This window comes from Streptacidiphilus sp. ASG 303 (assembly GCF_020991365.1).
In the GTDB taxonomy this organism is placed as follows: Bacteria; Actinomycetota; Actinomycetes; order Streptomycetales; family Streptomycetaceae; genus Peterkaempfera.
This window is the reverse complement of the sequence record NZ_JAJLRA010000010.1, coordinates 134,412-146,903: the sequence shown is the minus strand read 5'-3', so window position 1 is coordinate 146,903 and position 12,492 is coordinate 134,412. Positions and strand designations below refer to the sequence as shown.

Genomic DNA, 12,492 nt, shown 5'->3' with positions numbered 1-12,492 from the left:
CCGGCCCTGGTCACCCCCGGGGACCCCGGGCCGGTCAGCCGGGGCGGCGGCCCTCCGCCTCCTCCATCGGCTCCGGCAGCGGGACGCCGCCCGGCTCCTGCGGGCAGGCGTCCGGCAGCGCCGGGTGGCGGCCGATCACCACCACCCCCAGCACGATGCCGAGCAGCCCCGCCGCCTCCCACGCCATCGCCCCGGGTGTGAGGCGCAGCCGGTCGCCCAGGAACCCGACCCCGCAGGCGATGCCCGCCAGCGGCTGCGCCGCGGTCAGCGCGGGCAGCGACATCCGCAGCGGCGCCGCCTCGAAGGCGCTCTGCACCAGGATCAGGCCCACCACACCGATCGCCGCCACCGCGTACGGCTCCCAGGCGCGCAGCGCCGCCGCCACGCCGTGCGCGCCGATCTCCTGGGCGGTGGTCCGGGTGAGGGCGTCCTGCACCCCGTACAGCAGGCCCGCGGCGAGGGCCAGCGGCGTGGCCTCGGCGAGCAGCGGCATCCGCCGGGCCGTGCCCACGAGCAGCAGCGCCAGGCCCGCCACCACCCCGAAGACCAGCCAGTGCCGCAGCGCCCCGGCCTCCGTCCCGCCCCCGCGGGGGCGGCCCGCCACGATGAACACCGCCACCCCCGCCGCGAGCAGCAGCACCCCGCCCCACCCGGAGCGCCCCAGGCTCTGCCGGGTGAGCGCCCGGGCGAGCGCCATGGCGAAGAGCAGGCTGGTCGCCAGCAGCGGTTCCACCAGCGACACCTCGCCGCGGTCCAGCGCCGTCGCGCTCAGCGCCTGACCGCCGATCATGAAGGCGATGCCGAGGAGCCACTCGCCGTCGCGCACCAGGTGCAGGAGGAGCCGCCAGGAGAGGAAGTCGGCGCGCGACGCGCGCTGCGCCGCATGCTGCTGGAGGACGAAGCCGAGGCCGAGGCAGCAGGCCGCGCCGACACCGAGAACGAAGACGACCACGGACGAATCACCCGTACGAACGCCCGGCGCGGCCGTCGGCCGGCGGGCGGCTGGAGGACACCTGCCGGAAGGGTAACCCGGACTGACGGCGCCACAGGTCCGTGTCGCCGGGACCGGCAGGTCCGGCCCGCGTGGCGCCCCGCCCACGGGTCCGTCGCCCGCCGGTGCGCGGCCCGTCCGGCCCGGGGCCGCGCCGCACCGCTCCGGTCCGCGCCGTCCCGCCCGGGGCCGCGCCGTCCCGCTCCGGTCCCCGCCGTCAGAGCAGGGCGTGCAGCCCCGGCGCCAGCGCCAGCAGCAGCGGGACGGCCAGCGCCGTCAGCCCGGCCGCCGTCAGCCGCACCCGGTGGCGCACCGGCAGCCGCGGCTCGCCCGCCAGCAGCCGGTCCACCCGCCGCGGCACCTCGGCCCGCTGCGCCGGGCACGTGCCGAAGACGCCGCGCCCGGAGTTCAGCTCGACCAGGGCCAGCGCGGTGGCCAGCCGGCCGTGACGGCGGGAGGCGGCGTCGTCCGCGGCCAGCTCCACCAGGCGGCCCACCTCGTCCCGGAAGGCGGCGAACACCGCCACCCCGGGGAAGCCCGCCGCCAGCGCCTCGCCGCACTGCAGCAGCCAGTGGTGGCGCGCCCGCACGTGGCCCCGCTCGTGGTCCAGGACCGCCGCCAGCTCGCGGTCGCTCAGCCGGCGCAGCGCCCCCGTGGTCACCACCAGCCGGGCCGCCGGGCCGGGCAGCGACCACGCCTCCGGCTGCAGGCTCTCCAGCACCACCAGCCGCTCCCGCGCGCCGTCCCCTCCCGCTCCCGCACCCGGGGGCAGGTCGGGGGCGAGCCGGGCCAGCTCGGCCTGGCGCAGGCTGCGCGCGGCCCGGGCCGCCCGCACCTCGCGGGCCAGCGCCACCGCGGTGTGCAGCCCCCCGTACGCCAGCAGCAGCGCGGCCGCCGCGCCCCAGAGCCCGGCGTCCGCGAAGCCGTAGGCGTCGACGACCTGACGCGGCGCCGACCGGAACAGGGCCTCCCGTACGGCGGGCACGGCCGCCGAGGCCGCCAGCACCAGTCCCAGTCCGCAGCAGAGCAGCACCGAGACGACCAGGCACTGCCACACGCCGAGCGCCAGCACCGGTTCCCGCTCCGGCCACGTCGCCCGTACCAGCAGCCGGGGCATCGCCGTGGACAGCAGGAGGCAGAGCAGCATCAGGCCGAGCAGGGCTGTCATGGCAGCGGTCTCCCGGTGGGGTCGGCGCGCGACGGTGCGCGCGGCTCCAACCTAGGCGCAGCGGCGCCCCCGTGGAACGGCTTCCGGCGAGGCGTGACCAAGGACACGGCGCCGTGCGCCGCACGGGTCCCCGCGGGGTGCGGACCCGCCCCGGAGCCGCCGTGCCCGCCGTCCGCCCCGGCGCCCGCGCGGGTCCGGCCGGCGCGTACGGCCCGCCCGGCCGGTCAGGCTCATCCGGTGAGGAGCATGGCGAACATGCCGATCCCCATCACCAGCCTGCACGCCCCCGCGAGCCCCGGCGCGTGCGCCGCCGGGGCGCCCCCCGGGACCGCCGGGGCGCCGGCTGCGACCGCCGGACGCAGCAGCCGCCCGCCCGCCCAGAGCGCGTACCCGCCGAAGTAGAGCAGCAGGAGTCCTCCCAGCAGCGGGAGCGGCGGCCCCCCGGCCGTCCCGGGGTGGGCGGTGTGGACGGCGTGGGCCGCACCGTGGCCGGCGCCCCCCGCCATCGCCGCCGCCGTGTACACCATCGCGCCGGCGCCCACCGCGTGGTGCAGCCGGTGCGCACGCTCCCGGACCCGCGCCCGGCGCAGCGCGGCGGTGGCGAACCAGGCCGCGACCAGGCCGAAGGCCGCCGCCCAGGCGGCCGGCGGCAGTCCGGCGTGCCGGGCGGGCGGCAGCGCCATCGCCGCCATGCCGAGGCCCATCAGGGCCTCCGCGGCGTCCGACTCCCGGTCCCCTGCCCGACCGGGAGGGGCGGCGGGCCCCGCGGCGGCCGCGCCGGGGGCGCAGCCGCCCCGCGCCGCGCCCGTGCACAGCCGCACCAGACAGTTGAGGCCCGCGGCACCCGTGAGCGCCGCGAGCAGCCAGCCGAGAAGAGGGGCCCCGTGCATCCGCGTCCCCTCCGGTCGGCGGCGGTGATCACTCCCCACGGTCGCGGGCCGGGCGCCGCGCCAGCAGGGCGCGCGAGGGGGCGCACGGGTGTACCGCACGGTGCGGGCCGGGGGCGGACCGGCCCCGCCCGGCCCCTCCTGCGGGACCCCCGGTGCGGCGCCCCGAGGCCGGACCGCCGGTGCCTGACCGCCGGTGCGGGGACGGCCCGCCCCCGGCCCACCCGCGACCCCGGCCCACCCGCGACCCCGGCCCGGCCCGGCCCGGCCCGGCCCGGCACGGTCCGGCCCGCGCCCGGCCCCGGGAGGCCCGCCCCCGGCGCGCCCGCCCCCGGCGCGCCCGCCTGCGGCGGCCCGCTCCCGCACGGGTACCCTCGGGCCCCGGAACGCCCCCGGGCCCCCGCCCGTGCGGCGTCCCGCCGGACCCAGAGAGGAACCGAACCGTGCAGACCGCCGACTCCGCATCCCCGCTGGCCTTCCGCACCGCCGGCCTGGCGGACGTGCCCGCCGTGGTCGCCCTGGTGGAGTCCGCCTACCGCGACGAGGGCGCCGGGGGCTGGACCACCGAGGCCCACCTGCTCGGCGGCCAGCGCACCGACCCGCAGGGCGTGGCCGAGGCCGTCACCGCCGAGGGCGGCCGCCTGCTCGCCGTGGAGCGGGACGGCGAGCTGCTGGCCTGCTGCCTGCTGGAGCGGCGCGGCACGTCGGCCTACTTCGGGATGTTCTCGGTGCGCCCCGACCGCCAGGGCGGCGGCATCGGCCGCGCGGTGCTGGCCGAGGCCGAGCGGATCGCCCGCGGGGAGTGGGGCGCCGCCGTGATGGAGATGACGGTCATCGTCCAGCGCGAGGACCTCATCGCCTGGTACGAGCGCCGCGGCTACCGCCGCACGGGCGAGATCCTGCCGTTCCCGTACGGGGACGAGCGGTTCGGCGTCCCCCGGCGGCCCGACCTGCGCTTCGAGCGCCTGGTCAAGCCCCTCGCCTGACCGTCCCCCGGGGCCGTGCGGCCCCGCACCCGGCCCCCCGCCGCCCCCCGCCGCCCCCTCCGCACACGCCGACGGGCGGACGGCGGGTCCTCCCCGCCGTCCGCCCGCCGTCCGCCCGCAGACCCCGCCGTCCGCGGGTCAGCCCCCGGCTGTGCCCGTCAGGCCCCCGCGTCGGCCTCCCCGCCCGCGCTGCGCGCCACGGCCCGGTCGAGGTCCTCCCGCCGCCGCTCGGCGCGCTTGCGCTCGGCGTGGTCGGCGTCCGTGATGTCGAGGAAGACCTGCTCGAACCCGGGGCACTGCTCGCGCAGCTCCCGCTTGATCCGCACCGCGACCTCCTCCACCTGCTCGCTGTCCAGACCCGCCCGCAGGTCCACCCGTGCCGCCAGCAGCGCCGAGTCCATCCCCAGCTGCATCGTGAGCAGCTGCGTGACGGTGTCGATCTCCGGCTGTGCGTCCAGGAAGCGGTGCGCCTCCTGCTGGAGGCCGGGCTTGACGGCCTCGCCCACCAGGAGGTCCTTGGCGTCCCGGCCCAGCCGGTAGGCGACGTACATCAGCAGCACGGCGATGGCCAGCGATGCGGCGGCCTCCCAGGCGGAGCTGCCGGTGACCTCGTGCAGCACGACGCCGACGACGGCGAGGACCACGCCGAGCACGGCGGTGGAGTCCTCCGCCAGGACGGTCCGCACGGTCGGGTCGTCGCCCTCGCGGACCTCGGTGAGGAAGCCGCGGCCGTGCTCCCGCGCCGCCCGGCGGACCTGGAGGACCGCCTTGGCCAGCGAGGTCCCCTCGGCCACCAGGGAGACCGCCAGCACCACGTAGACCACCGCGTAGGCGCCGGTCTCCTCGGAGCCGGGGTTCAGCAGCGCGTGCATGCCCTGGTAGAAGGAGAAGCAGCCGCCGGTGACGAAGATGCCCACGGCGGCGAGCATCGACCAGAAGTAGCGCTCCTTGCCGTAGCCGAAGGGGTGGCGCGCGTCCGGCCTGCGCCGGCTGCGCTTCACCGCCGCCAGCAGGAAGACCTCGTTGAGGCTGTCGGCGACCGAGTGGGCGGCCTCCGACAGCAGCGCGGGGGAGTGCGCGATCACACCGCCCACCACCTTGGCGACCGCGATCACCACGTTGGCCAGCAGGGCCACCAGGACCGTCCCCCGGGTCTCGCCGTCCCCGGACTTCCCCCGGCCCTGTCCCTCCTGGTCCTGCCCCTCCCGGCCCTGTCCCTCCCGGCCGTGCCCTCCCCGGCCCGGTTCCGTCCCCTGCCCGTGGGAGCTCTCGCGCTCCTGCTCGTTGTCCGCCACGGGCCGCGTCTGCCCCTGGGGGCGTCCGCGCATGCCTGCACCGCAGGGGGCGCGCAGGGGGCGCGACGGGGGCTGGCGCGCCCTGTGCGTGGCGAGGATCACCCACCCGGGGGGATGCACTCAGGTAAGCCTCATATAACTTAGGACTGCCTTCCTTGTTCGGCCGCGCGGCCGGACGGCCGACCTAGCCCGGGAGCCCGCATGCCCGCCCGCCGCCTGACCGCAGTCTCCGTGCTCGCCCTCGCCGCGATGTGCACCGCCGTCGCCGGGTGCGCGGAGAAAAAGGCGTCCTCGTCCTCCGACGACGCCGTGGCGGTCGACGCGGGCGACAGCGCCTGCAAGGTCTCGCGGACCTCCTTCCCCGCCGGCCCGGTGGACCTGGCGGTCCACAACACCGGCTCCAAGGTCACCGAGGTGTACGTCTACGGCCCGGGCGACCGCATCGTCGCCGAGCGGGAGAACATCGGCCCCGGCACCCGGGCCGTGGTCACCGCCCAGCTCGCCGCCGGCACCTACGAGATCGCCTGCAAGCCCGGCATGAAGGGCGACGGCATCCGCCAGAAGGTCACCGTGACCGGCGCGGCAGGCGCCGCCGCCCAGGCCGACCCGCGGCTGGCCTCCGCCGTCGCCGCCTACCGCGCGTACGTGCAGCAGCAGGCCGACCTGAGCGTCCCGGCGGTCCGCGCCTTCGCCGACGCGGTGAAGGCGGGCGACGTGGCGAAGGCCAAGGCGCTGTACGCGCCCTCCCGGGTCGGCTGGGAGCGCACCGAGCCGGTGGCCGAGTCCTTCGGCGACATCGACCCGAAGACCGACCTGCGCGAGGACGGCCTGGAGCCCGGCCAGCAGTGGACCGGCTGGCACCGCCTGGAGAAGGCGCTCTGGAAGGACGGGAAGGCCGGCGCCGAGGAGAAGGCCCTCGCGGACCGGCTCGTCGCCGACGTCCAGGACTGGCGCGCCCGCGTCGGCAAGGCCGACATCACCGCCACCAGCATGGCCAACGGCGCCAAGGAGCTGCTGGACGAGGTCGCCACCGGCAAGGTCACCGGTGAGGAGGACCGCTACAGCCACACCGACCTGTACGACGTCAACGGCAACGTCGAGGGCGCGCAGAAGGCGTACGAGCTGCTGAAGCCGGTCGCCGCCGCGAAGGACCCGCAGCTCGCCGCGACCCTGGACCGCGAGTTCGCGACGCTGCGCTCCCTGCTCGCCGGCTACCGGCAGGGCGACGGCTACCGCTCCTACGACAAGGTCACCCAGCAGGAGCGCAAGCAGTTCTCCGACGCGGTGAACGCCCTGGCCGAGCCGCTCTCCCGGCTCGCCTCCGCCGTCGCCCGCTGACCGCGCCCCGCCCCCGCCGCCGACCCGCCGCACCCCCCGCCGCCGCGCACCGCGCGCCCCGGACCAGAGAGGCCACCGCCGCCATGGACGCCCCGCAGGCACCCGCCGCCGACCCCGCCGGCGCCCCGGGCCGAGACGCCCCCCGGCCGAGCCGCCGCGCCGTCATCGGCTGGGCCGGCGCCGGCGTCGCGCTGGGCGCGGCCGGCGCCGGCACGGTCGCGGCCGCCGCGCGGGGCGGCGACGCCCCCGCCCCGGCCGCCTCCGCCGGCACCGTCCCCTTCCACGGCGAGCACCAGGCCGGCATCGCCACCCCGGTCCAGGACCGGCTGCACTTCGCCGCCTTCGACGTCACCACGGACGACCGGGCCGCCCTGGTCGCGATGCTGCAGCGGTGGACCCGGGCCGCCGCCGCGATGACGGCCGGCCGGGAGGTCGGCGGCGGCGCCGTCGACGGGCTCGCGGAGGCGCCGCCGGACGACACCGGCGAGGCCCTCGGCCTGCCCGCCTCGCGGCTCACCCTCACCGTGGGCTTCGGCCCCACCCTCTTCGAGAAGGACGGGAAGGACCGCTTCGGCATCAGGGCCCGGCGGCCCGAGGCGCTGGTCGACCTGCCGCACTTCCCCGGCGACAGCCTCGACCCGGCCCGCAGCGGCGGCGACCTCTGCGTGCAGGCGTGCGCCGACGACCCGCAGGTGGCGGTGCACGCCATCCGCAACCTGGCCCGCATCGGCATGGGCACCGTCTCGGTCCGCTGGTCCCAGCTGGGCTTCGGCAAGACCTCCTCCACCACCCCCGAGGCGCAGACCCCGCGCAACCTCATGGGCTTCAAGGACGGCACCCACAACGTCGCCGGCACCGACGCGAAGGCCCTGGCCGACCACGTCTGGGCGGCGCCGGGCGACGGCCCCGCCTGGATGGACGGCGGCTCGTACCTGGTGGCGCGGCGCATCCGGATGCACATCGAGACCTGGGACCGCTCCTCGCTCAAGGAGCAGGAGGACGTCTTCGGCCGCACCAAGGGCGAGGGCGCCCCGTACGGGCGGCGCCGCGAGCACGACGCCCCGGACCTGTCCGCGATGCCGGCCGACTCCCACGTGCGCCTCGCCCACCCCGACAGCAACGGCGGCCTGATGATCCTGCGCCGCGGCTACTCCTTCACCGACGGCACGGACGGCCTCGGCCGCCTCGACGCCGGACTCTTCTTCCTCGCGTACCAGCGCGACACCCGCAGGGCGTTCGTCCCGCTCCAGCGGCGGCTGGCGGCGCACGACGCCCTCAACGAGTACATCCAGCACGTCGGCTCGGCGCACTTCGCGTGCCCGCCCGGCGTGCGCAAGCCCGGCGAGTGGTGGGGCCAGGCCCTCCTCGGCTGACCCGTCCGCCGCCTGCCCGTCCCCCGTCCCCGTCCCTGCCCGTCCCCTCCCCAGGAGCCCCGGTGTTCGGCAACTACCTGATCGGCCTGCGCGAAGGCCTCGAGGCCAGCCTGGTCGTCTGCATCCTGATCGCCTACCTGGTGAAGACCGGCCGCCGCGACCGGCTGGCGCCGGTGTGGACCGGCGTCGCGGCGGCCGTCCTGGTCTCCATGGCCTTCGGCGCGGTCCTGCAGTTCGGCTCCTCCTCGCTCACGTTCGAGGCGCAGGAGGCGCTCGGCGGCACCCTGTCGGTGGTCGCGGTCGGCCTGGTCACCTGGATGGTCTTCTGGATGCGGCGCACCGCCCGCCACCTGAAGGCCGAGCTCCACGGCCGGCTGGACGCGGCCCTCGCCATGGGCACCTTCGCCCTGGTCGCCACCGCCTTCCTCGCGGTGGGCCGCGAGGGGCTGGAGACCTCGCTCTTCATCTGGACGGCCGTGCAGGCCACCGACGACGGCGTGCGGCCGCTGGTCGGCGCGGTGCTGGGCCTGCTGACCGCCGCCGTGCTCGGCTGGCTCTTCTACCGCGGCGCCCTGCGGATCAACCTGGCGAAGTTCTTCACCTGGACCGGCGCCATGCTGGTCGTCGTGGCCGCGGGCGTGCTCGCGTACGGCTTCCACGACCTGCAGGAGGCCGGCTGGCTGCCGGGCCTGCACAGCACGCTCTTCGACGTCAGCTCCACGATCCCGCCGGACAGCTGGTACGGCACCCTCCTCAAGGGTGTCCTCAACTTCCAGCCGGACCCGACGGCGCTCCAGGCGGCCGTCTGGGCGCTCTACCTGGTCCCGACGATGGCGTTCTTCCTCCGCAGGCCCGCGGCGGCCCCCGCGCCGCGCCCGCAGCAGGCCGCCCCGGCCGCCGACGCCCCCGCCGCGGACGCGCCCGCCCGGGCCGCCGGCCCCGCCGCCGCCGACGCCCCCGCCGCCAACGGCTGAACCGCCCCGGCACCGTCCGGCACCCGCGGCACCCCCGGCCCCCCGGCCGGGCCCGAGAGCTCCCTCGGGCCCGGCCGGGGGGCCTTCCGCATGCGCCCCGCGTGCCGCGCACGCCCCCGCGCCGCACAGTGGGAGCAGGTGGCCACCGCCACTGTTCCTGCGGTCGGTCTCCCCTTGAACGAAAGAAGCTCCGCGCATATCGTGTCCATGCTCCAGTTATTTCACTCCAGGTGGGGAAGAGATGAATAATCTTTCGCCGAAGACCGCTCCCGTCGACGACCCGGCCTGGCTGCGCCTCAAGGGCGCCGTCGAGGCGATACGCCCCCTCCAGGCGAAGGACGGCTCCATCGACCTCGCGGCCGCCGACCGCGCCGGGGTGGACGCCCTCCTCGACACCGTCCTCGACGCCCTCACCGACCTGGCCCCGCGCTTCCCGCACGACGAGGCGTACCTGGAGGCCGTCGCCAAGGACCTGCGCCGCTGGGCCGACTCCGGCTACGCCGTGCCGGACTTCCTCGACTCGCTGCTCGCCTTCCGGCCCGCCGACCAGCGGGTGGACGGGCTGGAGCACCTGGTGCTGTTCCCCATGTACACCCAGAACGGCAACCCGGACCGCAACCTGGAGGCGGTCCTGCTGCGCGTGGTGTGGCCCGACTGGCTGGCCGAGCTGGAGCGCACCCGCTTCGACAACCCCATGTTCGTGCCGATCACCTTCACCGACTTCACCTCGGGCTACGACACCAACTCCGCGGTGCTCTTCCCCGAGACCGTCGCCGTGCGCGAGGCCCCGGAGCGCTTCACCTGGGGCGGCATCTTCTGCGACCGCGAGGCCGCCCGCTTCCGCGCCGTCTCCGGCGCCGCCGTCGAGATCCTCGGCCTGGACATCCCCGCCGACGCGGAGCGCCTCGTCGCCGACCAGGAGCTCGCCCAGCAGACCTTCGTCCTGTGGGACCTGGTCCACGACCGCACCCACAGCCACGGCGACCTGCCGTTCGACCCCTTCATGATCAAGCAGCGCAGCCCGTTCTGGATGTACGGGCTGGAGGAGCTCCGCTGCGACCTCACCGCCTTCAAGGAGGCCGTGCGTCTGGAGGCCGAGGGCTACGAGCAGGGCCGCCACGTCCAGTACGCGATCCTCTTCGACCGCCTCTTCCGCTTCCCCGTCACCGGCGACCGGGTCCGCAACTACGACGGCCTGGGCGGCCAGCTGCTCTTCGCGTACCTGCACAAGCACGACGCGCTGCGCTGGACCGACAACCGGCTGCGGATCGACTGGGACCGCGTCGCCGAGGTCACCAACGCCCTCTGCGCCGAGATCGAGACCCTGTACCGCGAGGGCATCGACCGGCCCAAGACCGCCCACTGGCTCGCCGCCTACGGGCTGGTCTCCCGCTACCTCACCCCGCACCCGGCCTCCACCTGGGCCAAGGGCGCCGACGCGCTGCCCTTCGACCGGGCGGACGGCAAGGCCCTCAACAAGGCGCTCTGCGACGCGGTGCTGCCGGACGAGTTCCCGCTCTCCATGTTCTACGAGGCCCTCGCCAAGAAGCTGCGCGACGTGATCGCCGCCACCCGCGGCATCACCGGCGCCGACCGCACGGAGGCCGCCGCGTGACCGCCACCGCCCCCGACGGCCCCCTCCGGGGCCGCACCGTCGCCGTCGCCGGGGCCACCGGCCCCGCCGGGCGCGCCGCCCTGCACCGCCTGGCCGCCGACGGCGCCACCGTGGTCGCCGCCGGCACCGACGCCCCCCGCCTCGACGCCGCCCTGGACGCGGTGCGCTCCGCCGTCCCCGGCGCCCGGGTCAGCGGCCAGATGGTCGACCTGCTCGACCCGCAGGCCGCCCGCGACTGGGCCGACCACATCGAGGCGGAGCACGGCGGGGTGGACGGCCTGTTCCACCTCGTCGGCGGCTGGCGCGGCTCCAAGCGCTTCTCCGACACCGACCTCGACGACTGGGACTTCCTCCACGACCGCGTGGTGCGGACCCTCCAGCACACCACCCTCGCCTTCCAGCCGGCGCTGCTGCGCAGCCCGGCCGGCCGGTTCGCCATGGTCTCGGCCACCGCCGCGCACCGCCCCACCGCGGGCGGCGCCGCCTACGCGGCCGCCAAGGCCGCGAGCGAGGCCTGGACGCTCTCCCTCGCCGCCTCCTTCACCAAGGAGGTGCCCGGGGAGGGCGCCGCGCCCACCGCGGCGGCTGCGATCCTGGTCATCAAGGCGCTGGTCACCGAGGAGATGCGGCGGCAGCGCCCGGAAGCGACCTTCGCGGGCTTCACGGACACCGCGGACCTGGCCGGGACCCTGGCCGGGCTCTGGGACCGGCCCGCCGACGAACTGAATGGACAGCACCTGTGGCTGACGCCGCGATGACCGACACCTCCACGACCGGCACCTTCCCGACCGCCACCGACGCGGTCCGCCGCCACGACCCCTCCGTGCGGGGCTTCGCCAGCGACAACTACGCCGGCGTGCACCCGGAGGTCCTGGCCGCCCTCGCGCTCGCCAACGGCGGCCACCAGGTCGCCTACGGCGAGGACGACTACACCGTGCACCTCCAGGAGGTCTTCCGCCGCCACTTCGGCGACCGCGCGCAGGCGTTCCCGGTCTTCAACGGGACCGGCGCCAACGTCGTCGCCCTCCAGGCCCTGCTGCCCCGCTGGGGCGCGGTGGTGGCCGCCGAGACCGCCCACGTCAACGTGGACGAGGGCGGGGCCCCCGAGAAGATGGCCGGCATCAAGCTGCTGACCGTCCCCACCCCCGACGGCAAGCTCACCCCCGAGCTCATCGACCGCCAGGCGTGGGGCTGGGGCGACGAGCACCGGGCGCAGCCGCTCGCGGTCTCGATCACCCAGAGCACCGAGCTCGGCACCTGCTACACCGCCGAGGAGATCCGGGCGATCTGCGACCACGCCCACGAGCGCGGCATGCTGGTCCACGTCGACGGCTCCCGGCTGGCCAACGCGGCCGCCACCCTGGGGCTGCCGCTGCGGGCCTTCACCACCGACGCGGGCGTGGACGTGCTCTCCTACGGCGGCACCAAGAACGGCCTGCTCCTCGGCGAGGTCGTCGTGGTGCTGAACCCCGACCGGGTGCAGGGCCTGACGTACCTCCGCAAGACGTCCATGCAGCTCGCCTCGAAGATGCGGTTCCTCTCCGTGCAGTTCGAGGCGCTGCTCGGCGGCGACCTGTGGCTGCGCAACGCCTCCCACGCCAACGCCATGGCGAAGCGCCTGGAGGCCGCCGTGCGCGGGATCGAGGGCGTGGAGGTCGTCCGCCCGGTGCAGGCCAACGCCGTCTTCGCGCTGCTGCCCCGCGAGGTCAGCGAGCGGCTGCAGAAGCGCTACCGCTTCTACTTCTGGGACGAGCACACCGGCGAGGTCCGCTGGATGGCCGCCTTCGACACCACCGAGGACGACATCGACGCCTTCGCCGCCGCGATCGCGGAGGAGATGGGCCGCGCCTGACCCGCGGCCCCTC

11 protein-coding genes are annotated in these 12,492 nt (G+C 76.6%); 7 read left to right on the top strand and 4 right to left on the bottom strand.

Going from position 1 to position 12,492, the window contains the following annotated elements; genetic code table 11:
• Positions 1–34 precede the first annotated feature (34 nt).
• The 3 genes from LO771_RS15765 to LO771_RS15755 form a co-directional block, all read right to left on the bottom strand.
• The gene (locus tag LO771_RS15765; protein ID WP_230652825.1) at positions 35–952 is read right to left on the bottom strand and encodes a DMT family transporter; all 918 of its coding nucleotides are present in this window, start codon (positions 950–952) and stop codon (positions 35–37) included.
• Positions 953–1,208: 256 nt separating this feature from the next.
• The gene (locus LO771_RS15760; protein ID WP_230652823.1) at positions 1,209–2,159 is read right to left on the bottom strand and encodes a M56 family metallopeptidase; all 951 of its coding nucleotides are present in this window, start codon (positions 2,157–2,159) and stop codon (positions 1,209–1,211) included.
• 230 nt (positions 2,160–2,389) lie between these two features.
• Complete coding sequence (locus LO771_RS15755) at positions 2,390–3,049, bottom strand: DUF5134 domain-containing protein (RefSeq protein ID WP_230652821.1); 660 nt, start codon at positions 3,047–3,049, stop codon at positions 2,390–2,392.
• 440 nt (positions 3,050–3,489) lie between these two features.
• On the opposite strand from LO771_RS15755, the gene LO771_RS15750 reads away from it, so the two are divergent.
• Positions 3,490–4,032, top strand: coding sequence for a GNAT family N-acetyltransferase (locus LO771_RS15750; protein ID WP_230652819.1), 543 nt, complete (start codon positions 3,490–3,492; stop codon positions 4,030–4,032).
• Between the two features lie 158 nt (positions 4,033–4,190).
• Here LO771_RS15750 and LO771_RS15745 read toward each other — a convergent pair whose 3' ends face one another.
• On the bottom strand, positions 4,191–5,360 hold the full coding sequence (locus tag LO771_RS15745) for a cation diffusion facilitator family transporter (RefSeq protein ID WP_230652817.1): 1,170 nt from the start codon (positions 5,358–5,360) through the stop codon (positions 4,191–4,193).
• A 168-nt stretch (positions 5,361–5,528) separates the two neighbouring features.
• Here LO771_RS15745 and efeO point away from each other — a divergent pair, with 168 nt between their 5' ends.
• The 6 genes from efeO (at position 5,529) to LO771_RS15710 (ending at position 12,479) form a co-directional block, all read left to right on the top strand.
• Entirely contained in the window at positions 5,529–6,665 is a 1,137-nt protein-coding gene (efeO, locus tag LO771_RS15740) for an iron uptake system protein EfeO (RefSeq protein WP_230652815.1), read from the top strand.
• Between the two features lie 83 nt (positions 6,666–6,748).
• Positions 6,749–8,038, top strand: a complete 1,290-nt coding sequence (efeB, locus tag LO771_RS15730) for an iron uptake transporter deferrochelatase/peroxidase subunit (RefSeq protein ID WP_230652813.1) — start codon at positions 6,749–6,751, stop codon at positions 8,036–8,038.
• A 62-nt stretch (positions 8,039–8,100) separates the two neighbouring features.
• The gene (gene efeU / locus LO771_RS15725) at positions 8,101–9,012 is read left to right on the top strand and encodes an iron uptake transporter permease EfeU (protein ID WP_230652811.1); all 912 of its coding nucleotides are present in this window, start codon (positions 8,101–8,103) and stop codon (positions 9,010–9,012) included.
• A 241-nt stretch (positions 9,013–9,253) separates the two neighbouring features.
• Positions 9,254–10,627, top strand: coding sequence for a DUF6421 family protein (locus tag LO771_RS15720; RefSeq protein ID WP_230652809.1), 1,374 nt, complete (start codon positions 9,254–9,256; stop codon positions 10,625–10,627).
• Complete coding sequence (locus LO771_RS15715) at positions 10,624–11,385, top strand: SDR family NAD(P)-dependent oxidoreductase (RefSeq protein ID WP_230652807.1); 762 nt, start codon at positions 10,624–10,626, stop codon at positions 11,383–11,385. The genes LO771_RS15720 and LO771_RS15715 overlap by 4 nt, the downstream gene beginning before the upstream one ends.
• Complete coding sequence (locus tag LO771_RS15710; RefSeq protein WP_230652939.1) at positions 11,382–12,479, top strand: low specificity L-threonine aldolase; 1,098 nt, start codon at positions 11,382–11,384, stop codon at positions 12,477–12,479. Before LO771_RS15715 ends, LO771_RS15710 begins: the two co-directional genes overlap by 4 nt.
• Positions 12,480–12,492 lie beyond the last annotated feature (13 nt).